At 72.8% G+C, this 22645-nt stretch carries 21 protein-coding genes; 14 read left to right on the forward strand and 7 right to left on the reverse strand.

Translation table 11 applies throughout. The features are described from left to right. Positions 1–15 precede the first annotated feature (15 nt). From ABLM29_RS10505 to ABLM29_RS10515, 3 genes are all read left to right on the forward strand, one after another. Complete coding sequence (locus ABLM29_RS10505) at positions 16–489, forward strand: nucleotidyltransferase domain-containing protein (protein ID WP_349714055.1); 474 nt, start codon at positions 16–18, stop codon at positions 487–489. A 13-nt stretch (positions 490–502) separates the two neighbouring features. After that, positions 503–865 (forward strand): HepT-like ribonuclease domain-containing protein, encoded by a 363-nt coding sequence (locus ABLM29_RS10510; protein ID WP_349714056.1) that lies wholly within the window; start codon positions 503–505, stop codon positions 863–865. A gap of 200 nt (positions 866–1065) precedes the next feature. Further along, entirely contained in the window at positions 1066–1593 is a 528-nt protein-coding gene (locus ABLM29_RS10515; RefSeq protein WP_349714057.1) for a hypothetical protein, read from the forward strand. Between the two features lie 263 nt (positions 1594–1856). On the opposite strand, the gene ABLM29_RS10520 is transcribed toward ABLM29_RS10515, so the two are convergent. Continuing rightward, the gene (locus ABLM29_RS10520; protein ID WP_349714058.1) at positions 1857–2228 is read right to left on the reverse strand and encodes a VOC family protein; all 372 of its coding nucleotides are present in this window, start codon (positions 2226–2228) and stop codon (positions 1857–1859) included. A gap of 82 nt (positions 2229–2310) precedes the next feature. On the opposite strand from ABLM29_RS10520, the gene ABLM29_RS10525 reads away from it, so the two are divergent. The 10 genes from ABLM29_RS10525 (at position 2311) to araA (ending at position 14294) form a co-directional block, all read left to right on the forward strand. After that, entirely contained in the window at positions 2311–3339 is a 1029-nt protein-coding gene (locus tag ABLM29_RS10525; protein WP_349714059.1) for a LacI family DNA-binding transcriptional regulator, read from the forward strand. A gap of 16 nt (positions 3340–3355) precedes the next feature. Continuing rightward, complete coding sequence (locus ABLM29_RS10530) at positions 3356–4435, forward strand: aldose epimerase family protein (protein ID WP_349714060.1); 1080 nt, start codon at positions 3356–3358, stop codon at positions 4433–4435. Between the two features lie 151 nt (positions 4436–4586). Further along, a complete protein-coding gene (locus ABLM29_RS10535) occupies positions 4587–5579 on the forward strand; it encodes an ABC transporter substrate-binding protein (RefSeq protein WP_349714061.1) in 993 nt (330 codons plus the stop codon). Between the two features lie 117 nt (positions 5580–5696). Beyond that, on the forward strand, positions 5697–7274 hold the full coding sequence (locus ABLM29_RS10540) for a sugar ABC transporter ATP-binding protein (RefSeq protein WP_349714062.1): 1578 nt from the start codon (positions 5697–5699) through the stop codon (positions 7272–7274). Beyond that, positions 7267–8322, forward strand: a complete 1056-nt coding sequence (locus tag ABLM29_RS10545; protein ID WP_349714063.1) for an ABC transporter permease — start codon at positions 7267–7269, stop codon at positions 8320–8322. Before ABLM29_RS10540 ends, ABLM29_RS10545 begins: the two co-directional genes overlap by 8 nt. Continuing rightward, entirely contained in the window at positions 8319–9320 is a 1002-nt protein-coding gene (gene yjfF, locus ABLM29_RS10550) for a galactofuranose ABC transporter, permease protein YjfF (RefSeq protein ID WP_349714064.1), read from the forward strand. The genes ABLM29_RS10545 and yjfF overlap by 4 nt, the downstream gene beginning before the upstream one ends. Beyond that, positions 9317–10360, forward strand: coding sequence for a LacI family DNA-binding transcriptional regulator (locus ABLM29_RS10555; protein ID WP_349714065.1), 1044 nt, complete (start codon positions 9317–9319; stop codon positions 10358–10360). The genes yjfF and ABLM29_RS10555 overlap by 4 nt, the downstream gene beginning before the upstream one ends. An 11-nt stretch (positions 10361–10371) precedes the next feature. Next, a complete protein-coding gene (gene araB, locus ABLM29_RS10560; RefSeq protein ID WP_349714066.1) occupies positions 10372–12036 on the forward strand; it encodes a ribulokinase in 1665 nt (554 codons plus the stop codon). Between the two features lie 2 nt (positions 12037–12038). Further along, positions 12039–12728 (forward strand): L-ribulose-5-phosphate 4-epimerase, encoded by a 690-nt coding sequence (locus tag ABLM29_RS10565; protein ID WP_349714067.1) that lies wholly within the window; start codon positions 12039–12041, stop codon positions 12726–12728. A 33-nt stretch (positions 12729–12761) separates the two neighbouring features. Then, positions 12762–14294, forward strand: coding sequence for an L-arabinose isomerase (gene araA, locus ABLM29_RS10570; RefSeq protein WP_349714068.1), 1533 nt, complete (start codon positions 12762–12764; stop codon positions 14292–14294). A 10-nt stretch (positions 14295–14304) separates the two neighbouring features. Here araA and ABLM29_RS10575 read toward each other — a convergent pair whose 3' ends face one another. Genes ABLM29_RS10575 through ABLM29_RS10600 form a run of 6 tightly spaced genes read right to left on the reverse strand, consistent with a single transcriptional unit; the run spans position 14305 to position 20793 of the window. Beyond that, positions 14305–16563: an arylsulfatase gene (locus ABLM29_RS10575; RefSeq protein WP_349714069.1), complete on the reverse strand. Its 2259-nt coding sequence runs from the start codon at positions 16561–16563 to the stop codon at positions 14305–14307. 10 nt (positions 16564–16573) lie between these two features. After that, entirely contained in the window at positions 16574–17365 is a 792-nt protein-coding gene (locus ABLM29_RS10580) for an SDR family NAD(P)-dependent oxidoreductase (RefSeq protein ID WP_349714070.1), read from the reverse strand. Further along, positions 17362–18474 (reverse strand): zinc-binding dehydrogenase, encoded by a 1113-nt coding sequence (locus tag ABLM29_RS10585; RefSeq protein ID WP_349714071.1) that lies wholly within the window; start codon positions 18472–18474, stop codon positions 17362–17364. Before ABLM29_RS10585 ends, ABLM29_RS10580 begins: the two co-directional genes overlap by 4 nt. Continuing rightward, the gene (locus tag ABLM29_RS10590; RefSeq protein WP_349714072.1) at positions 18471–19493 is read right to left on the reverse strand and encodes an NAD-dependent epimerase/dehydratase family protein; all 1023 of its coding nucleotides are present in this window, start codon (positions 19491–19493) and stop codon (positions 18471–18473) included. Before ABLM29_RS10590 ends, ABLM29_RS10585 begins: the two co-directional genes overlap by 4 nt. Beyond that, positions 19490–20026 (reverse strand): nuclear transport factor 2 family protein, encoded by a 537-nt coding sequence (locus ABLM29_RS10595; RefSeq protein ID WP_349714073.1) that lies wholly within the window; start codon positions 20024–20026, stop codon positions 19490–19492. The genes ABLM29_RS10590 and ABLM29_RS10595 overlap by 4 nt, the downstream gene beginning before the upstream one ends. Further along, positions 20023–20793 carry an SDR family oxidoreductase gene (locus tag ABLM29_RS10600; protein ID WP_349714074.1) on the reverse strand — a complete coding sequence of 257 codons (771 nt, stop codon included), beginning with the start codon at positions 20791–20793 and terminating at the stop codon, positions 20023–20025. Before ABLM29_RS10600 ends, ABLM29_RS10595 begins: the two co-directional genes overlap by 4 nt. A gap of 158 nt (positions 20794–20951) precedes the next feature. On the opposite strand from ABLM29_RS10600, the gene ABLM29_RS10605 reads away from it, so the two are divergent. Beyond that, positions 20952–22637 (forward strand): acyl-CoA synthetase, encoded by a 1686-nt coding sequence (locus tag ABLM29_RS10605; protein WP_349714075.1) that lies wholly within the window; start codon positions 20952–20954, stop codon positions 22635–22637. The last annotated feature ends 8 nt before the right edge of the window (positions 22638–22645 follow it).

Below are 22645 nucleotides of genomic sequence, written 5' to 3' on the forward strand. Positions count from 1 at the left end.
TGATAAGATGATCTTATGGACCTGGCGGCTGCGTACTCCGACGCGAAGCGGGGCGAGGAGGTCGCCCGGTTGCGCCGGGTGCTGTCGCTGCGTGCGATGCTCGCCACGGGCATGAGCCAGCGGCAGGTCGCCGAGGCGGTGGGCGTCTCGCAGCCGGCGGTCAGCCAGCAGCTGAAGTTCGCCCCGGACCTCGGCGCGGTCCATCCGGAGGTCCTGCTCGAGGCGGCGGGTCCGATCTTGAAGGTGCTTGCAGAACGCCAGGGGTACGCGAGGCTCGCGGTCTTCGGCTCCGTCGCGCGACACGATGCGGGGCAGGGGTCGGACATCGATCTGTTGGTCGAGGCGCCGCCGGGGACCTCGTCGTTCGACTTCGTCCGGTTCCAGCAGTTGGTGGAGAGGGTGCTGGGGCGTGAGGTCGACCTGGTCGAGTACGGCGGCCTCAAGCCCGGTCTCGACGACGACATCCGCCGCGACGCGGTGCTGCTCTGATGGGGTTGGTCTGATGGACGTGGCGGCGGCGAAGGAGCTGTACCACGTGCGAGCCTGGCTCGACCGGGTCGGGGAGATCGTCGCCCGCGGGCGCGGAGACTACCTGGCCGACGGGATCCTGCAGGAGGCGGGCGACTCGCTGATGATGAAGATCGGCGAGGCCGCCAACAGGCTTTCCCGGCTCGGTGTCCTCGCGCCCGCCGGCGTCGAGTGGGCGCTCGCGGTGGCGAACCGGAACTTCCTGATCCATCAGTACGACGAGATCAACCGCGAGCTGACCTGGCTCACGCTCTCCCGGGACCTTCCGCAGTGGGAGGCCTCGTTGCTGCCGTTGTTCTCCGAGGCCGACGACGTGATCGCGGCTCGGCCGGACTGATCGGAGCCGGCGCGACGCCCGAGGCAGAGACGGTGAACTCCCGCCCGGACGGCTGTTCCACGAGTCGCCTGACCGGGCGGGGGCGGCCGCGACCCGTCCCAGCACGCCTGGGATGCTCTCTCCGGCATGCTGATGGAGAGAGCGGTGGGCGGCGATGCGCCCGCGACTACCTTCGAGACGCACCACGGTCGGTGATGGTGGTGTCTCGCCTGGTCGTGAAGGGGGCGCCCGGTGCGCCTATAGCCGGCTTCTTCCGGACATGGGCGACGCTCTGGGGCGTCGCGTGCTTGGCGGAAGGCGTCGCGCTGCTGTCCGTTGCTGAGTGGTGGGGTTACCTCATGGTGGGCCCAGTCCTACTCCTGGTGGCCGGGGCGGTTGTCGGCCCGATCGGAGCGTTCGAATGGTGGCTGCGCACCCGTCGCGCGCCAGTGCTGCAAGCGACGGATCGTGTGCTCTCGATCGAAGGGAGCCGCGGTCGTTCAAGGACGGTCAAGACCGAGGACGTCTATTCGGTTCGCGTTGTCGGTCACTTTCCGCAATGGGTCTTCTTCCCTAAGGTGATGGTGGCTACGGACGGGCTCCACCGAGTCGTCGTCAAGGCGCACGGGTCGAAGCTTGAGTCCAGTTGGTTCTACTTGGCCCGACCAAGCGACCGAGATCGCGTGGAACGCGAGCTACGAGATTTCTGTGCCCTGGCGTCGCTTCCCTACCACGAGTATCGGGAGTGAACGCGTTGCGCTCGTGGTGCCTTGCGGCGGAAGCGATGTCACAGGCCATCCTCCGGTCTGGTCGGTCGTTCACGGCGCTTCCTGCCCGTTGCGGCGGGCTGAAACCAACGCGGGCGGCCGGGTAGTGCGGTGGACGGCGTGTTACATGCTGGCCCGGCCCCGGTCTGCAGGGGTCGTGTGCCCCACCCCCCGGCATACGGGGGTCTCAGGCACACGACCCGCGCCGGTCGCCGGGCCACGTCCGAGACCAGCGAGGCGGGCGGTCAGGACACCGAGTCCGGCGTGAACGGCGTGAGGCAGAACGGGTGGCCGGCCGGATCCAGCAGTACTCGCCAGCGCCGGTCCGGCTGGTCCGGCACGGTAGCGCCCAGCCTGATCGCCAGCCCCTCGGCCGCGGGGAGGTCGTCCGCGGTGAGGTCGAGGTGCACGATGGCCGTTCCCGGCCAGGGTGGGGGATCGTGGTCAGCGACCCGTTGCGCGATCAGCACGGCGCCGGGCACCTCGACGCCGACGCTGCTCTCCTTCGCCCACAGCTGGCGGCCCCCGAGCAGGCCGCGGTAGAAGTCGGCGAGCCGCTGGGGGTCGCGGCAGCCGAGCGAGATGCCCACCAGCCTCGCCGGTCCGGACTCGGTCACATCGGAACAGTACGACGCGCGGCGGGACCGGGCGGCGCTGCGGCACCGGGCGCGGGGTCGCCCGGCAACTACGATGCCGAGCATGAGCGCGTCGGGGAGTCGGGGCAGGCAGCGGTCGCCGAGCATGGCGAAGGTCGCGGAGGTCGCGGGCGTCTCGCACCAGACGGTCTCCCGGGTGCTCAACGAGTCGCCCCTCGTGAAGGAGGAGACCCGGGCCCGGGTGCTGGACGCGATCGAGCGGCTGGGCTACCGGCGCAACAACGCCGCCCGGATGCTCGCGACCAACCGTTCGGGTCGGATCGGGATGATCTCGGCGCACCTGGCGCTGCACGGCCCGAGCATGATCGCGGTCTCCGTCCAGGAGGCCTGCCACGCGGCGGGGTACGACCTGTCGCTCGTCGGCCTGTCGGACTTCTCCCCGGCGTCGCTGCAGGGCGCGGTCGACCGGCTCCTGGACGAGGCGGTCGAGGCGCTGGTCGTCGCGGTCGCCCACCGCGACGCGCCGGCGCAGGTGTTCTCCCTGGAGCTCCCCGTCCCCGTCGTACTGGTCCAGGGAGTCAGCGAGGGGCAGGCGAGGGCGGCCGGCATCGACCAGGTGGCGGGTGCCCGGCTGGCGACCGACCACCTCCTCGACCTCGGGCACCGGCACGTCGCCCACGTGACCGGGCCCGCCGACTGGGTGGAGGCGGGGCAGCGGCGCGACGGGTGGCGCGGCGCCCACGAGGCGCGGGCCCTGCTGCCGGGGCCGGAGATCGCCGGCGACTGGTCGCCGCGCAGCGGCTACGAGGCCGGACTGCGGATCGCCGAGGACCCCGACGTGACGGCCGTCTTCGCGGCGAACGACGGGATGGCGCTCGGCGTCCTCAAGGCGCTGCACGAGCGCGGCCTCGACGTCCCCGGGCGGATGAGCGTGGTGGGCTTCGACGACATCCCCGAGGCGGCGTACTTCTGGCCGGGCCTGACCACCGTCAGCCAGGCGTTCTCCGCGCTGGGGCGCCGGGCCGTGGACCTCGCGCTGCGCACCCTCGGCGGCGAGCCCGAGCCGGTCGCGGCGCTGGTGCCGCCGGAGCTCGTCGTCCGGTCGTCGACGGCGGCGCCGCGGCGTGCGTGATGTTAACGTTCACACCGTGACCGACGCCGCCGCCCCGACCGAGGTCGACGCCGCCGCCCCGACCGAGATCGGGGCCCTCGACGGCCGCGCGGTCCACCTGGTCACCCTCGGGCGCGCCCCCGGCGTGGTGCTCGAGGTGCTCACGCTGGGGGCGTCGGTGCACCGCCTCGAGGTCGCCGACGCCGACGGCGTACGGCGCAACGTGGTGCTCGGGCATGCCTCGGTCGACGACCGGCTGGCCGGCGGCGCCTACCTCGGCGCGACGGTCGGGCGCTACGCCAACCGGATCGCGCACGGGCGGTTCCCGCTGGACGGGCGCGAGGTCGTGGTCGGCGTCCACGACCGCGGCCACAGCCTGCACGGCGGGCCGGACGGCTTCGACCGCCGCGTCTGGGACCTCGTGGCGCACGGCCCGGACGAGGCGACCCTGCGGCTGGTCAGCCCGGACGGCGACCAGGGGTTCCCGGGGGAGCTCACCGCGACGGTCCGGTACGCCGTCGACGGTGATGTCGTGCGCATCGAGATGTCGGCGACCACCGATGCGCCCACGGTCGTCAACCTCACCAACCACGCCTACTTCAACCTCGACGGCGAGGGCGCCGGGACCGTCGACGACCACCTGCTGACGATCGAGGCGGACGAGTACACGCCGGTCGACGCGGGCAGCATTCCGGTGGGTGCCCACGCGCCGGTCGACGGCACCCCGTTCGACCTCCGCACCCCGACGCGGCTGGGCGACGCCGTGCGGTCGGAGGACCCGCAGGTCCTGGGGTCGGGCGGCATCGACCACAACTTCGTCGTCCGCGGCGCCGGGATGCGCCGCCACGCGGCCCTGGAGTCCCCGCGCTCGGGAATCCGCCTCGACCTCGCGTCGGACCAGCCGGGACTGCAGGTCTATACCGGCAACCACCTGGCCGGCACGCCCACGACGACCTCCGGGGCGCGCTACCGGCAGGGCGACGGGATCGCCCTCGAGCCGCAGCTCCACCCGGACACGCCCAACCGTCCGGAGTGGCCGTCCGCGCAGGTCAGGCCGGGCGAGACCTACTCGGCGACGCTGGAGTGGGCCTTCTCGCGGCCCTCGCGCGACGCCTGACGGCCGCGGCCCGGGTCTCCGGGTGAGCGCTCACATTTTCTTCGGCCAATCTGCCGGAAGCCCTTGACGGGCCGGAATGTTAGCGCTCACACTCGTCCAACAGTGACAGAGGTCACACAGGGCCCGAGCCCCCTGATCTGGAGGATGAGCAGTGATCAAGAAGACCCTGATCGCGGCGAGCGCGATCACCCTGAGCGCCTTCACGCTCACCGCGTGCGCCGGCGGCTCCGAAGCGTCCGGTTCCGACTCGGACGGCGCGATCGTCATGGGCTTCGCCCAGGTCGGCGCGGAGAGCGGATGGCGCACCGCCAACACCAAGTCGATCCAGGAGTCCGCTGAGGACGCCGGCATCGAGCTGAAGTTCACCGACGCCCAGGGCAAGCAGGAGAACCAGATCCAGGCGATCCGGTCCTACATCCAGCAGAAGGTGGACGTCATCGCCTTCAGCCCCGTGGTCGAGACCGGTTGGGACGCCGTGCTCCAGGAGGCGAAGTCCGCCGGGATCCCGGTGATCCTCACCGACCGGGCCGTCGACTCCGAGGACACCTCCCTCTACGAGTCCTTCCTCGGCTCCGACTTCGTCGTCGAGGGCGAGAAGGCCGGCCAGTGGCTGGTCGACAACGCCGGCGACGCCGACGTCGACGGCGACGGCACGATCAACGTCGTCCAGCTCGAGGGCACCACGGGCGCCGCTCCGGCGATCGACCGCGCCGAGGGCTTCGCCGACGTCATCTCCGCCGACCCGTCCATCGAGGTCACCGCCTCGCAGACCGGCGACTTCACCCGCGACGGCGGCAAGAAGGTCATGGAGTCGTTCCTGCAGTCCGACGACAGCATCGACGTCGTCTACGCCCACAACGACGACATGGGCCTCGGCGCGATCGAGGCGATCAAGGCCGCCGGGCTCAAGCCGGGCAAGGACGTCAAGATCATCACGGTCGACGCGGTGCACGACGGCATGCAGGCGCTCGCCGACGGCGAGATCAACTACATCGTCGAGTGCAGCCCCCTGCTCGGTCCCCAGCTGATGGAGATCGCCGAGAAGGTCGTGGCCGGCGAGGAGGTCGAGGCCCGGATCCTCACCGAGGAGACGACCTTCACCCAGGACGAGGCCAAGGCAGCGCTGCCGGACCGCCAGTACTGACGCGGGACCGGGTCACCACCCGGCACCGGCGACGCCGGGCCCGTCCGGAGGACCTCCGGACGGGCCCGGCGCCACCACCCCGAGGCACGACGCGCAGACCGCAGGGAGAGGAACGAGATGACGCAGATGGACGTGCAGACCACCGAGGCGGGCGTCGCCTCCGGCCGCGGACGACCGGTCATCGAGATGCGGGACATCTCCATCACCTTCGGGGCGGTGCGGGCGCTCAGCGAGGTCTCCGTGCGGCTCTACCCGGGCGAGGTGCACGCCCTGATGGGGGAGAACGGCGCCGGCAAGTCCACGCTGATCAAGGCGCTCACCGGCGTCTACAGCATCGACGCCGGACAGGTGCTCGTCGAGGGGGAGGAGCACGAGTTCCACTCGCCCGCCGCCTCCCAGGCCGCCGGCATCAGCACGGTCTACCAGGAGGTCAACCTGGTGCCGAACCTCACGGTCGCCGAGAACATGCTGCTCGGGCGCGAACCCCGGCGGTTCGGCTCGATCAACGTGCGGGCGATGAACCGCCAGGCCCGCGAGACGCTGGAGCGGCTCGGGCTCGACGTCGACCCGGCCTCGCTCCTCGGCGAGCACCCGATCGCGATCCAGCAGCTGGTGGCGATCGCCCGGGCGGTCGACGTCGACGCCCGCGTCCTGATCCTCGACGAGCCGACCTCCAGCCTCGACGCCGACGAGGTCGAGAAGCTCTTCGAGGTGATGCGGCGCCTGCGCGACCAGGGCGTCGCGATCGTCTTCGTCTCCCACTTCCTCGACCAGATCTACGAGATCGCGGACCGGATGACCATCCTGCGCAACGGCCGCCTGGTCGAGGAGCGGATGGTCGCCGAGACCAGCCAGCTGGAGCTCGTCAAGCTGATGATCGGCCGGGAGCTGGAGTCGCTGGACCGGCTGGACCGCCAGGGGACCCGGATGGCGTCCGGCGACGGCGAGCCGGTCCTCCGGGCCGTCGGCATCGGCCGCAAGGGCTGCCTGGAGGCCACCGACCTCACCCTGTACGAGGGCGAGGTGATCGGCCTCGCGGGCCTGCTCGGGTCGGGCCGCACCGAGCTCGCCCGCCTCCTCTTCGGCGCCGACACCTGCGACACCGGTGAGATCACCGTCCGGTCGGAGCGCCGCCGCTTCCGCAGCCCGCGGCACGCCATCGACCGCAACATCGCCTTCTCCAGCGAGGACCGCAAGGCCGAGGGCGTGGTCGGCGACCTGACCGTCGCGGACAACATGCTGCTCGCCCTGCAGGCGTCCCGCGGCTGGCTGCGCCCGATACCGCAGTCGGTGCGCACCGAGCTCGTCGAGCGCTACATCGGGGCGCTCGACATCCGGCCCGCCGACCCGACCGCGCTGATGCGCAACCTCTCCGGGGGCAACCAGCAGAAGGTCCTGCTCGCCCGGTGGCTGATCACCGAGCCGGAGGTGCTGATCCTCGACGAGCCGACGCGCGGCATCGACGTCGGAGCCAAGGCGCAGATCCAGGCCCAGGTCGCCGAGCTCGCCGACCAGGGCATGGCCGTGGTCTTCATCTCCGCCGAGCTCGAGGAGGTGCTGCGGCTCAGCGACCGGCTGGTCGTGATGCGCGACCGCCGCAAGATCGACGAGCGCGTCAACGCCGACGTCGCCGTCGCCGACGTGCTCGAGACCATCGCGGGCGAGTCCCGCGTCGAGGAGGCCCCCGGTGCCTGAGACGCTGAGCCCCGCCCGACGCGCGCTGCGCCACCCGCTCCTGTGGCCGGTGCTGGCCCTCGCCGTACTGCTCGTGGTGAACGTGATCGCCACCCCGACGTTTCTCAACATCCGGATCCAGGACGGACACCTCTACGGCAACCTCGTCGACATCGTCCGCAACAGCGCCCCGGTGCTGCTGATCGCGCTCGGCATGACGCTGGTCATCGCCACCCGCGGCATCGATCTCTCGGTCGGTGCGATCGCCGCGATCGCCGCCGCCGTCGCGTGCACCCGGATCGTCGCGGCCGGCGACGAGGCCGCGCTGTCGACCGCCGTCATGGCGGTGACGTACGCCGTCGTGGTCTGCGTCCTGCTCGGCGCGTGGAACGGCTTCCTGGTCTCGGTCGCCGGCATCCAGCCGATCATCGCGACGCTCATCCTGATGGTCGCCGGCCGGGGCATCTCGATGGCCATCACCGACGGCCAGATCACCACCGTCAACAACCCGTACTTCAGCGACCTCGCGTCGGGGTACGTGCTCACCCTGCCCGTCGCGTTCATCCTCGCGCTCGCGGTCTTCGCGCTCACCGCGCTGCTCACCCGGCGTACCGCGCTCGGCATGCTCATCGAGGCGGTCGGCATCAACCCCGAGGCGAGCCGGCTGGCCGGGGTCCGGGCCCGCACGATCATCTGGACCGTCTACGCGTTCTCCGGCTTCTGCGCCGGCGTCGCCGGCCTGGTGATCGCCGCGAACACCAACTCCGTCAACGCCAACAGCCTCGGCCTGTGGATCGAGCTCGACGCCATCCTCGCGGTGGTGATCGGCGGCACCTCGCTGGCCGGCGGCCGGTTCTCCCTCACCGGCACCCTGGTCGGCGCGCTCTTCATCGCGACGCTCGCCCGCACGATCCCGAACATCGGCATCCCGTCCGAGGCGAACTACCTGTTCAAGGCGGTCGTCGTGATCGCGGTGTGCCTCCTCCAGTCGCCGCGGGCCCGGGCGCTGCTCCGCGTCCGGCGCCGCGGCCCCGTCGTCCCCGTCCTCGCGAAGGGAACCGCAGCATGAGCACCGCCACCGTCCCCGCCGACTCCCTCTGGGACCGCGTCCGCGGCTACACGCCGTCGTCGCGCTACTACCCTGTGCTGGCGACCCTCGCGCTCTTCCTCGGCCTCTTCGCCGTCGGCGGCGTCCGCTACGAGGGCTTCGCCGACCCGCAGGTGCTGCTCAGCCTGCTGATCGACAACGCCTTCCTGATCGTGCTCGCGGTCGGCATGACGTTCGTGATCCTGACCGGCGGCATCGACCTCTCGGTCGGCTCCGTGGTGGCGCTGTCCACCATGATCGCGGCCAGGACCCTGGAGATGGGCTGGTCGCCGTACCTGTCGATCGCGGCGGTCCTCACCACCGGCATCCTGTTCGGCCTGCTGATGGGGCTGCTGATCCACTACTTCGACATCCAGCCCTTCATCGCGACGCTGGCCGGGCTCTTCCTGGCGCGGGGCCTGACGTTCCTGATCAGCGTCGAGTCGATCTCGATCAAGGACGCGACGTTCACCGAGTTCGCGTTCAAGACCGTCCGGTTCGGGGACTACTACCTGCGCTGGACGGCGATCGTCGCGCTGCTCGTGGTCGCCGTCGGGGCCTACGTGCTGGCCCGGACCCGGTTCGGCCGCACGGTCTACGCGATCGGCGGCAGCGAGAGCTCGGCGATGCTGATGGGCCTGCGGGTCGCCTTCACCAAGGTCGGCGTCTACGTGATCAGCGGCTTCTGCGCCGCGCTCGGCGGGCTGCTCTTCTCCTTCTACATCCTGTCCGGCAACAGCCTGCACGCGGTCGGCACCGAGCTCGACGCCATCGCCGCCGTGGTCATCGGCGGCACGCTGCTCACCGGCGGTCGCGGCTACGTCGTCGGGTCGCTGCTCGGCGTGCTCGTGCTCGGCCTGATCCGCGTGCTGATCTCGTTCGACGGCACGCTGAGCTCCTACTGGGTGCGGATCATCACCGGTGCGCTGCTCCTCGCCTTCGTCCTCGTCCAGCGGTTCGCCACTCGGCGGCAGCGGTGACCCAGACCCTCGGGCGAGGTCCGGCCGAGCGGACCCCGGTGATGGCGGACGTCGCGCGGCTGGCCGGCGTCTCGGTCCAGACCGTCTCGCGCGTCGTCAACGGCCAGGGCAACCTGCGGCCGGAGACGAGGGAGCGGGTGCTCCTCGCGGTCCGCCAGCTCGGCTACCGCCCCAACTCCGCGGCGCGGGCGCTGGTCACCCGCCGCTCGGCGACCATCGGCGTGATCGGGTCCCGCGGCGGCTACTGGGGGCCGACCACGGTCCACCGGACGATCCAGGCCGCGGGCCGCGAGGCCGGCTACTACGTCAGCTCGGCGAACCTGCCCAGCCTGACCCGCGACGGGCTCGTCGACGCCATCGACCACCTGCGCGACCAGAGCGTCGAGGCCATCGTGCTCATCGGCGGCACCGACGACGCCCTCGACGTGGCCCGCGCCCAGGAGGACCTCGGCACCCCGGTGCTCGTCGTCGAGGGCGACCCCGCCAAGACGCGGTGGACCGTCGGCGTCGACCAGGTCGCCGGCGCCGAGCTGGGCACCCGGCACCTGCTCGACCTCGGGCACACCGAGATCCTGCACCTGGCCGGGCCGCCCTCGTGGACGGAGTCGCGCTCCCGCCTGGCCGGCTGGCAGAACGCGATGCACGCGGCCGGGCTGCGCCCCGCGCCCGCGATCGAGGGGGACTGGTCGGCGCGCAGCGGCTACGAGGTGGGCGTCGGGATCGCCCGGCGCGACGACGTCACCGCGGTCTTCTGCGCCAACGACCAGATGGCGCTCGGGCTGCTCCGCGCGCTGTCGGAGGCGGGCCGCTCGGTCCCCGGCGACGTCAGCGTCGTCGGCTTCGACGACATCCCGGAGGCGGCGTACCTGATCCCGCCGCTGACCACGGTCCGCCAGGACTTCACCGCCGTCGGGCAGCGCGCCATCGAGATCATCCGGGCGGCCCTCGCGGGGGCGCCCTGCCCCGAGCGGCTGATCGCGCCGGAGCTCGTCGTACGGGACAGCAGCGCGCCGGTCCCGCCAGCCATGAGCCAGCCATGAGGAGGAGCTGAATGTCGGAACGTGAGCAGTACGTGGTGGGCGTCGACTACGGCACCCTCTCGGGCCGCGCGGTGGTCGTCCGGGTCGCCGACGGCGCCGAGGTCGGCACCGCGGTGTGCGACTACCCGCACGCCGTGCTCGAGTCCCGCCTGCCCTCGGGGCGGGCCCTGCCGCCCGAGTGGGCGCTGCAGGTGCCCGAGGACTACCGCGAGGTGCTGCGGACGGCGGTGCCCGAGGCGCTGGCCGACGCCGGGGTGGATCCCGCCGACGTGGTGGGCATCGCGACGGACTTCACCGCGTGCACGATGGTGCCGTGCCTGGCCGACGGCACCCCGCTCGTCGAGGCCGGGTACGCCGACCGGCCGCACGCCTACGTGAAGCTCTGGAAGCACCACGCCGCGCAGCCGCAGGCCGACCGCATCAACCGGCTCGCCGAGGAGCGCGGCGAGGCCTGGCTGCCGCGCTACGGCGGGCTGATCTCCTCGGAGTGGGAGTTCGCCAAGGGGCTCCAGCTCTTCGAGGAGGACCGCGAGCTCTACGACCTGATGGACCACTGGGTCGAGGCGGCGGACTGGATCGTCTGGCAGCTGAGCGGGGAGTACGTGCGCAACGCGTGCACCGCCGGCTACAAGGGCATCTACCAGGACGGCCGCTACCCCGGGCGCGACTACCTCGAGGCGCTCTCCCCGGGGTTCGGCTCCTTCGTCGAGGAGAAGGTCGCGCACCGGATCGGACAGCTCGGCGAGCGTGCCGGGCGGCTGAGCGCCGAGGCGGCCGCGTGGACCGGGCTGCCCGCGGGCATCGCGGTCGCGGTCGGCAACGTCGATGCGCACGTCACGGCGCCCGCCGCGCAGGCGGTCCGTCCGGGGCAGATGGTCGCCATCATGGGCACCTCGACCTGCCACGTGATGAGCGCCGACGTGCTGCGGGAGGTGCCCGGCATGTGCGGGGTGGTCGACGGCGGGATCATCGCCGGCTCGTGGGGCTACGAGGCCGGGCAGAGCGGCGTCGGCGACATCTTCGGGTGGTACGTCGCGAACGGCGTCCCGGCGTGGTGCGCCGAGGCGGCCGGCGCGGCGGGGGAGACCGTCCACGAGCACCTCACCCGCCTCGCCACCCGGCAGGCGGTGGGCGAGCACGGCCTGGTCGCGCTCGACTGGCACAGCGGCAACCGCTCGGTGCTGGTCGACCACGAGCTGTCCGGTCTGCTCATCGGGCAGACGCTGGCCACCCGGCCCGAGGACATCTACCGGGCGCTGCTCGAGGCGACCGCCTTCGGCACCCGGGTGATCGTCGAGACCTTCCGGGAGAGCGGGGTCCCGGTGGAGGAGTTCATCGTCGCCGGCGGCCTGGCCAGGAACCCGCTGCTGATGCAGATCTACGCCGACGTCACCCGCCTGCCGCTGTCGGTCATCGACTCCGAGCAGGGGCCGGCGCTCGGCTCGGCGATCCACGCAGCGGTCGCCGCCGGCTGCTACCCGGACGTGCCCAGCGCGGCGAAGTCGATGGGCAAGGTCCGCGCGGCGGTCTACGTCCCCGACGAGGCCCGCGCGCAGGCCTACGACCGGCTGTTCGCGATCTACCTCGAGCTCCACGACCAGTTCGGGCGGCACTCCACCACGATGCGCACGCTCAAGGCGCTGCGCCGCGCCGCCGTGACCAGCAGGGAGGCCTGACCATGACCGCGCCCACCACCGCCGTGGCCGACGTCGCGGAGACGATCGCCGCCCTGCGCCGCGAGGTGTGCGCCCTGCACGCCGAGCTCACCCGCTACCAGCTCGTCGTCTGGACCGCCGGCAACGTCTCGGCCAGGGTGCCCGGGCACGACCTGCTGGTGATCAAGCCGAGCGGGGTCTCCTACGACGAGCTCACGCCGGAGAACATGGTCGTGTGCGACCTCGACGGTCGCGTCGTGGAGGGCGAGCACGCCCCTTCCTCCGACACCGAGGCGCAGGCCTACGTCTACCGCCACCTGCCGCACGTCGGCGGCGTGGTGCACACCCACTCGACGTACGCCACCGCGTGGGCCTCGCGGGCGGAGCCGGTGCCGTGCGTCCTCACCATGGGCGCCGACGAGTTCGGCGGCGAGATCCCGGTCGGCCCGTTCGCGATCATCGGCGACGACTCCATCGGACGCGGCATCGTGGAGACGCTGCGCGACAGCCGCTCCCCGGCCGTCCTCATGCAGAACCACGGGGTCTTCACCATCGGCCCGACCGCCAGGGCGGCCGTGAAGGCGGCCGTGATGTGCGAGGACGTCGCGCGCACCGTGCACATCGCCCGCCAGCTCGGCACCCCGGTCCCGGTCGCCCAGCACCACGTCGACTCCCTCCACGACCGCTACCAGAACGTCTACGGCCAGCGCTGACCAGCGCGGTCCCATCCGAACGGAGCCCCTGCCATGACGACCCTGTCGGCCACGTCCACCGCCGCGTCCTCCGGTGCCCCCGAGGTCTGGTTCCTCACCGGCAGCCAGTCGCTCTACGGCCCCGAGACCCTCGAGCAGGTCGCCACCCAGTCCCGGGCGATCGCCGAGCGGCTGGCGGCCGCCGCCGGCATGCCCGTCACGATCGCGTGGAAGCCGGTGCTCCTGGACGCGGTCTCGATCCACCGCCAGATGCTCGCCGCGAACAGCGCCCCGGAGTGCGTCGGCGTGATCGCCTGGATGCACACGTTCTCCCCGGCGAAGATGTGGATCGCCGGGCTCGACGCGCTCCAGAAGCCGCTGCTCCACCTGCACACGCAGGCCGACGCCGCGCTGCCGTGGTCGACGATCGACATGGACTTCATGAACCTCAACCAGGCGGCCCACGGCGACCGGGAGTTCGGCTACATCCAGTCGCGGATCGGCGTCGCCCGCAAGACCGTCGCCGGCCACGTCCAGTCGCCGGTGGTCACCGCTCGGATCGGCCAGTGGGCCCGTGCGGCCGTCGGCCGGCGGGAGCTGCGCAGCCTCCGGCTGGCCCGCTTCGGGGACAACATGCGCGACGTCGCGGTCACCGAGGGGGACAAGGTCGAGGCCCAGTTGCGGTTCGGGGTCTCGGTCAACACCTACGGCGTCAACGACCTCGTCGCCGTCGTCGACCAGGTCGCCGACGACGACATCGACAAGCTCGTCGACGAGTACGCCGACACCTACTCCGTGGCGGTCGAGCTGCTGCCCGGCGGCGACCGGCACGCGTCGCTGCGCTACGGCGCCCGGATCGAGCTCGGGCTGCGCGCCTTCCTCGCCGACGGCGGCTTCGGCGCCTTCACCACCAACTTCGAGGACCTCGGCGGCCTGCGCCAGCTCCCCGGCCTCGCGGTGCAGCGGCTGATGGCCGACGGCTACGGCTTCGGCGGCGAGGGCGACTGGAAGACCTCGGTGCTGCTCCGGGCGACCAAGGTGATGGCCGCGGGGCTGCCCGGCGGCACCTCCTTCATGGAGGACTACACGTACCACCTGGTCCCCGGCGAGGAGAAGATCCTCGGCGCGCACATGCTCGAGGTGTGCCCGACCATCACCTCGGCCCGGCCGTCGCTGGAGATCCACCCGCTGGCGATCGGCGGCCGCGAGGACCCCGTTCGCCTGCGGTTCACCGCCGACCCGGGCCCGGCGGTCGTCGCCGGCCTCTCCGACCTGGGGGACCGGTTCCGGCTCACGGTCAACGAGGTCGACGTGGTCGAGCCCGACGCCGAGCTCCCGATGCTCCCGGTCGCGTGCGCGGTCTGGCAGCCGCGCCCCAGCCTGTCCACCTCCGCGGAGTCGTGGCTGATGGCCGGCGCCCCGCACCACACGGTGCTGTCGAAGGCGATCAGCGTCGAGGTGCTCGAGGACTTCGCCGAGATGACCGGAACCGAGATCGTCGTCATCGACGCCGACACCACCCCGCGGTCGTTCCAGCGCGAGCTGCGGTGGAACGCGGCGTACCACCGGCTCGCGAGCCGCCTCTGAGGTCGGGCCGTCAGTCGGTGGCGTGCATCGCCCGCCGCGCCAGCGCCGCGTCGGTGGTCCCCGGGCTGTGCCGCTCGATGACCACCTCGGCCAGCGGGCCGGCGTACGGCCACGGGTTGCGGTAGGTGCCGTCGACGGGGAACCCGTTGCCGTGCCCCACGCGGAGGAAGCCGCCCGACGGCGTCCACAGGCCCGGTACGTCGAAGGGCACCGCCACGCTCGCCGCCGGCTCGTCGTCGACGAGGAGCGTCGCGCAGCCGCCCTTCCGCGCGGCGGCGAACCTCAGGTCGATCCGCTCCCGGACCTCGGGGGCCGGGGCGACCAGGTCCACGGTCTCCACGCCGAACAGGTTGATCACCCAGGTGACGCGCCCGTCGCGGGCGTACAGGGCCCAGCCGCCGTTCCAGTCGCCGATCTCGGCGAGGATGCCGTCGGCGAGGGGCCCCGGCCGGGCCATCACGGCGGAGACGGTGAAGTCGGTGCGGCTCATGCCGGGCACGCCGGCGTGGTAGACGCGGCCGCCGGCCGGGACGCTCGCCCGGCTGGTCCCGGCCGACCAGCGGCTGGCCATGTGGGGGAGCCGGTCGAGGACGGTGTCGACGAGCGGAAGCACGTTGTTGCGCCCGGCCTCGTGCCACCACAGGTCGACCAGCTCGCGCAGCCTCTCCGGGTGGGTCTCCGCGAGGTCGTGGAGCTCGGCGAAGTCGGCCCGGGTGTCGAAGAGGAGCCACCGGTCGGTGGTGAGGTCGTGGCTGCCGGTGACGAGCTCGCGCTCGCTGACCTGGCCCTGGTAGACGTGGTCGGTGACGGCCTTCCAACCGCGGTGGTAGATGGCCCGGCTGCCCTCGAGCTCGTAGTACTGCGTCTCGCGGACCTCGGGGTGCTCGGGGTCGCGCAGGGCGGGCGTCAGGTCGACGCCGTCGACCGGGAGCTGGGGGACCCGGCGCAGCTCGGCGGGGACCTCGACCCCGCACTGGGCGAGGACGGTCGGGTAGATGTCGACGACGTGGCAGTAGTGGTCGCGCACGCCGCCCGGGTCGTCGCAGCCGAGGGGGCGGATGATGAGCGGGTCGCGGGTGCCGCCCTCCCAGGTGTACTTCTTCCACCGCTGCAGCGGGGTGTTCCCGGCGAGCGCCCAGCCCCACGAGTAGTGGTTGTAGGTGCGCCAGCCGCCGAGCTCGTCGATCTGGGCGAGGTCGCGCTCGAGGTCCTCGGGCATCTGCGCGATGAAGCGCATCTCGTTGGCCGAGCCGTGCGGGCCGCCCTGGCCGGAGGCGCCGTTGTCGGACATCACGACCACGATCGTGTTGTCGAGCTCGCCCATCGCCTCGATGTGGTCCAGCACCCGCCCCAGCGCCGCGTCGGTGTGCGCGAGGAACGCGGCGAAGACCTCCATGGTGCGGGCGCAGAAGCGCTGCTCGTCGGAGCTCAGGTCGTCCCACGCCTGGACCCAGGACGGCCGCGGGGAGAGCTCGGCGTCGGCGGGGACGACGCCCATCTCCTTCTGGCGGGCGAACGTCTCCTCGCGCCACACGTCCCACCCGTGGTCGAACCTGCCGCGGTAGCGGTCGATCCAGTCCTGGGGCGCGTGGTGGGGTGCGTGCGCGGCCCCGGTGGCGTAGTAGAGGAAGAACGGCCGGTCGGGGTGGTAGGCGCGGAGGTCGCGCAGGTAGCCGATCGCGCGGTCGGCCAGGTCGTCGTTGAGGTGGTAGCCGTCCTCGGGGGAGCGGGGCGCGTCGACGTAGGACGCGTCGTCGACCAGGCACGGGGTCCACTGGCTGGTGTCGCCGCCGAGGAAGCCGTAGTGGCGCTCGAAGCCGCGTCCGGTGGGCCAGTGGGTGAACGGGCCGGCCGGCGTCCGCTCGTCGCTCGGGGTGAGGTGCCACTTGCCGACCGCGTAGGTCGCCCAGCCCTCGGCGTGCAGGACGTCGGCCATCGTGGCGGCCTCGTCCGGGAGGCGGCCGTCGTACCCCGGGTAGCGCATGGGCAGGTCGGGGTGCCAGCCGAAGCCGACGCGGTGGTGGTTGCGCCCGGTCAGGAGGCTGGCCCGGGAGGGCGCGCACAGGGCGGTCGTGTGGAAGTTGGTGAGCCGCAGCCCGTCGCCGGCGAGCCGGTCGAGGTTCGGGGTGTCGAGGCCGGAGCCGAAGCATCCCAGCTGGCCGAAGCCGACGTCGTCGAGCACCACGGTGACGACGTTGGGCGCGCCGGGCCGCCAGCCGCGCTCCGGCGCCGCGGGCTCGGAGTCGGTGACCAGGGGGGAGATCTTCATGGGTGGTGTCCTATTCGGCGAAGAGCGATCGGTGGGCGCTGCTGAGCAGGGCGACGGCGTCGCGCCGGCGCATGTCCCCGAACGGGGCGGGGCCGGTGGGGTCGGCGGCCCCGAGGTTCCAGGTCGGCCCGTCGGCCAGGTGGTCCAGCGCCTGCGCCGCGACCGCCTCGGGGGCGACCAGCTCGCCGAGGTCCGCGCCGCGCTCCTCGAGCATGCGCCGCAGCGTCGGTGTGTCGGTGGCGGTGAGCGCCAGGGCGAGCACATCCACGCCGTGCTCGCGCCACTCGGCCCACAGCGACTCGGCGAGCAGGAGGTCGAACGCCTTCGTGGCCGAGTACGTCGCGATGCCGGCCGAGCCGGCCCAGGCGCCCCAGCTGGAGACCAGCACGAGGCCGCCGGCCCCGCGGCGTACGAGCCGGGCGCCGAAGCGCAGCGCGACCCGGACGACGGTCGAGCAGTTGCGGTCGACCATCGAGAGCAGCGCGTCCTCGTCGGCGGCGAGGAAGTCGCCGTCGGCGGTGTTGGCGCCGGCGTTGTAGACGACGAGGCCGACGTCGAGGTCGCCGGTGGCCTCGTCGATGCGCTGGGCCGCGTCGGGGGCTGCGAGGTCGGCCACCACGACACGGGACGGCACGGGCAGGCTGTCGGCCACCTGCTGCAGCAGGGACGCCCGGCGGGCCACCAGGACCGGTCGGACGCCGCGGTCGGCCAGGGCTCGCGCGAACGCCTCGCCGGTGCCGTCGGAGGCGCCGAGGACCACCGCCCAGGGGCCGTATCGGTGGTAGAACCCCGTGTCGCTCATCGCCCGGAGCCTCGAGGGGACGCGGTGAAGACGATCCGCGGCGGCGCGTCGGCGCGCCGGGCCCGGTCGATCGCCTCGGCGAGGCCGTCGATCCCGACGGTCTCGCCGATCAGCGGCGACGGGTCGATCGTTCCGGAGGCGACGAGGTCGAGCGTCTCGTACCAGTCGGTGATCGCCGGGCCGCCGCCGAACTGGAGGTTCACGCCCTTGAGGTGCGCCGCCGCCGACGGGATCGTGTCCGCCGCGGCGCCGCCGGCCGACAGGATCCGGGTGTCGTTCGGGCAGCCGTCGACGAGGTCGGCCAGGACGCCGTCGCGGCCCACGCACTCGTAGACCGAGCAGGTGGGCAGGCCCGACAGCGCGATCCGGTCGTGCACCTCCGCGGGCGAGCCCCAGGCTGCCCGGCGCCAGGCCGCGAAGGCCGGCTCGGTCGCCGGGTCCACGACCACGTCGGCCCCGAGCCGGGCGGCGAGCTCGCGGCGTACCGGGTTGTGGTCGGCGGCGACGACGGGTCCGGAGCCCCGCTGCTTCAGCGCGAGCACGACGCCGAGGCCGATCGCGCCGAGGCCGACCACCAGGGGGACCCGGTTCGCCTCCTGCGTGCCGAGCCGGGTGTAGTACCAGCCGACGGCGAGCGCGTCGATCAGCGAGAGCGTCGCCGGCTCCAGGTCGTCCGGGAGCGGCCGGGCCAGTACCTCGGAGAGCAGGAAGTACTCCCCGAACCCGCCCGGCGCGTCGGGAGCCATGCCGATGATCCGGATCGTGCCGCCGGAGAAGAGGGCCGGGGGAGAGGTGAGCCGGGTGCCGAGCGGCCAGGCCCGCTGGGTGTCGGGTCCGTACGCGACCAGCTCGGCACAGTACTCGTGCCCCATCACCACGTGCTCCTCCGGCGCGTGGACGCGGGCGCCGGAGCGATCCGCGGCGGCCACCTCCGGGTGGTCCATGTAGTGGTGGTCCGAGGCGCAGATCGCGCAGGCCAGGGTCCGGACCAGCACCTGGCCCGGGCCGGGGACCGGCCGCGGGACCTCGTGCAGGCCGAGCGTCCCGTCGCGCAGCGTGACGGCGCGCATCGTGGTGGTGGCCGCGTCGGTCGTGGGGGCGGCGGTCATCGGGTCTCCCGCTCGGTCGGGGTGCGGCGGCGCTGGGAGGTGAAGAAGTCGGTGGCGTCTCGCACGGTCTCCTCGAACGGCCGCGGTCGCCAGCCCAGCTCCTCGACCGCGCGGCTGTGGTCCAGCGGCGTCATCACGTGCATCAGCCGGGCGGTGGTCCGGGTCAGCCGCAGGTCCCGGCCGCGCGCGGCCGCCACGCCCTCGCCGATCAGGCCCGCCGCGGAGATCACGGACCGGGGGATGCCCCACCGCGGCGCCGGTACGCCGGCGTGCTCGGCGCCGAGCGTGAGCAGGTCGCGGGAGCTGATCCACCGCGCGGCGACGATGTACCGCTCGCCGGCGGCTCCCCGGTCCGCCGCCAGCAGGTAGGCCTGGGCCGCGTCCCGCACGTCGACGACCTCGGTGGCGACGCCCCGGACGTAGGCCGGCGCCTTGCCCCGCACCGCGGCGCGGAGGAAGCCGCCGTGCGGGGTGGGCAGGTGGTCGCCGGGGCCGTAGGTGTTGGCGACCAGCATCGCGACGACGGGCACCCCGTGGTCGCGGGCGTAGCCGAGCGCCACGCGCTCGGCCTCGACGCGGGAGCGGACGTAGTGGCCGCCCCGGTCCAGCCAGTTGTGGACCGTGTCGGTCTCGGAGACGGGTCGGTCGGCGATCGGCAGCGTCGCGATCGAGCTTGTGAAGACGAACCTCCGCAGGTCGTGGTCGCGCGCGACCTCCAGCACGGTGCGCACGCCCTCGACGTTGGTGCGGTACATGGGCGACGGGTCGCGCAGCCAGGGACGCGCGTCGACCACGCAGTGGTGGACGACGTCGACCCCCTCCATGGCGGCGCGGACGGACTCGGCGTCGTGCACGTCGCCGTACCGCAGGTCGACGTCGAGGTCGTCGATGCCGCGGGTCGAGCTGGTGGTGCGGACCAGGGCCCGCACGTCCTCACCGCTCTCGGCGAGGCGCCGCACCACGTGGGAGCCGAGGAACCCGGAGGCGCCGATCACCAGGTGCCGGCCGGAGCCGGTCACCGGGCGACCTCCGGCGTGCCGGCCGGGTGGGCGAGGACCTCGTAGCTCGGGTCGGTCCGGTCGCGGGTCCCGGCGGCCCCGAACAGCTCGGTCTCCGCCGTCCACACCTCGTCCTGGGAGTGCAGGTAGCGCCGGTGCACGATGCGCCAGACCCCGTCGCGGCGCTCCCACTCGTCGACGTAGCGCCCGCTGGACGCCAGGTGCTGCACGGTGCCGTCCTCGGCCACGATCCGGGCCCGCATCAGCACGTAGCACTCGCTGCCAGCGCGGTCGCCGTCGACCCTGATCGAGATGTTCGACAGGTGGTGGGTGTGGGTCGACATCGGCGGGTGGACCTGGCCGATGAAGTCGGCGAACCCGTAGCCGGTGCCCTGGAACATCGAGCCGTAGTCGGCGACCGCGTCGGGGTGGAAGACCGAGCGGATCAGGTCGAGGTCGATCCGGTCCGCGCCGCGGGCGTAGGCGTGCAGGGCCTCGGTGATCCTGTCCTTGGCCAGCAGCCGGGCCAGGGCGTCGGAGGAGGCGGCCGTCATCGGGGTGCCTCGGTCCGGGGTGCCTCGGGGTTCACGTCGACGCAGCTGATGTTGACCCCGCGGGGCGCGGCGACGATGTAGCCGATCATGTCGGCGAGTGCGCTCGGGTGCAGCAGGCCCGGGTGGCGCGCGATGCCCGCGCGCTGCCAGCTCTCGATCACCTGCAGCCCCGCCTCGGCGTCCCAGTCGGCGCCGGCCTCGGTCGCGGTGCCGCCGGGGCGCACCACGCTGGCCCGGACGCCGGTGCCCTCCAGCTCGAGGTGCAGCGCCTGGGCGAGCCCCTCCAGGCCCCACTTCGCGGTGGAGTACGCCGCGGCGTACGGCCGCGAGCGCAGCGCGGTGTCGGAGGAGACCAGCACGACGTCGCCGGTGCCGCGCCCGATCATCGCGGGCAGGAACGCCCGGAGCAGCCGCTGGACGCCGAACAGGTTGACCGCGACCTCGCGGTCGAACTCCTCGGGGTCGGTCTGCCAGCTGGCGCCGGTCGCGATGTGGCCGGCGTTGCAGACCAGCACGCCGACGCCGCCGAGCTCGGCGGTGACGACCTTCTCGAAGTCGGTGACGCTGCCGGTGTCGGTGACGTCCAGCGGCGCGACCACGACGGTCGCGCCCTCGGCGCGGAGCTCCTCGGCGAGCGCGTCGAGCCGGTCGACGCGACGGGCGCCGATCGCGATCGGGTGTCCGGCGCGGGCCAGCACCCGGGCGGTCTCGGCGCCGATCCCGGAGGACGCCCCGGTGATCACGGCTGGGGTCGGGGCTGGGGTCATGCGCTGGCTCCTGGGGTGCGATCGGTGAGGGGACGTGTGCAGGCTAGCCGTTACTGGACAGACGTCTGAACACTTGCCTAAACTCATTGTGACCGAGCACACAGATTCGTCAAGGGGACGCGCATCGTCGCGGACTCCGTCGTCACCCGAGGAGATCCATGCCCGAGCTGAACCACGGGTTCAACCTCGCCACCGTCTTCCAGGCCGTGGCCGAGGCGCTGCCCGACCACGAGGCGATCGTCTGGCGCGACCGGCGGTTGAGCTACGCCGACGTCATGCGCCGCTCCACGGGCCTGGCGCGCTACCTCGTCAGCCGGGGGCTCGGGGTCCACCGCGAGCGCGACGGGCTCGGCGGGCACGAGAGCGGCCAGGACCACGTGGGCCTCTACCTGCTCAACGGCAACGAGTACGTCGAGGGCATGGTCGCCGGGTCGCTGGCCCGCGTCGCGCCGTTCAACGTGAACTACCGCTACGTCGAGGAGGAGCTGCTCTACCTGCTCCGCGACGCGCAGACCACCGGGTTGATCTACCACGCGCGCTTCGCGCCGCAGGTCGAGAAGGTGCGCGCCCAGCTGCCCGGGCTCCGGGTGCTGGTGCAGGTCGCGGACGCGTCCGGGAACCCGCTGCTGGAGGGGGCCGTCGACTACGACGAGGCGCTGGGCACCGCCGAGCCCGAGGGCGGGATGCCCGAGCCGTCGGGCGACGACCTCTTCCTGCTCTACACCGGCGGCACCACCGGCATGCCCAAGGGCGTCCTGTGGCGCCAGCACGACGTCTACGTCTCCTCGATGGGTGGCACTCCGTTCGGGGCGGACAAGCCGTTCGCCGACTACGACGAGCTGGTCGCCGCGGCGCGTGAGAGCGCTGCCGGCGGTGGCCGCGCGATGCTGATGCTGCCGCCGTTCATGCACGCGGCGGCCACCTGGTCGGCGTACTGGACCTTCACCGCCGGCGGCCGGGTGGTGATCCCCGACGTCGTCGACCGTCTGGACGCGGCGAGTGCGCTCGAGGCGTGCCAGCGCGAGGCCTGCAACACCTTCTCGGTGGTGGGCGACGCCGTGGCGCGGCCGATCGTGGAGGAGATCGAGCGCGGCGACTACGACCTGTCGTCGGTGATCGCGGTCAACAACGGCGGCGCACCGCTGTCGCCGACGATCCGGGACCGGGTGCTCGCGGCGATGCCGGCGATCTTCCTGCTCGACGGGGCGGGCTCCTCGGAGACGGGGATGCAGATGACGTCGGTCTCGGCGGCCGGCGGGCCCTCCGAGACGGGCGTCTTCCAGCCCGGCCCGGAGACCACCGTGCTCGACGATCTCAGGACCCGCCGCCTGGAACCGGGGGAGGGCGGCGGCTGGCTGGCCCGCACCGGGCACATCCCGCTCGGCTACCTCGGCGACGCGGACAAGACCGCCCGGACGTTCCCGGTCGTGGCCGGGCAGCGCTGGTCGGTGCCGGGCGACCGGGCCGGGTTGCTCGACGACGGCCGCATCCAGCTGCTGGGGCGCGACAGCATCACCATCAACTCCGGGGGCGAGAAGATCTTCGCCGAGGAGGTCGAGCGGGCGCTGGCCGCCCACCCCGCGGTCACCGACGTGATGGTCGTCGGGCGCCCGTCCGAGCGGTGGGGCTCGGAGGTCGTCGCGATCGTCAGCGTCGCCGACGGGGCCGACCCGAGCGACGAGGAGCTGATCGCGGAGGCGGCGCGGCACATCGCCCGCTACAAGCTGCCGAAGGCGGTGGTCCGCGTCGGGATGCTGCAGCGGTCGCCGTCGGGCAAGGCCGACTACCGCTGGGCGAAGGACGTCGCGCACGCGGCGGCCCCGGCCGAGCCCGCGATCGGCTGAGGGAGGAG

It is taken from the genome of Nocardioides sp. YIM 152588, from assembly GCF_040191335.1.
Taxonomy (GTDB): Bacteria; Actinomycetota; Actinomycetes; order Propionibacteriales; family Nocardioidaceae; genus Nocardioides.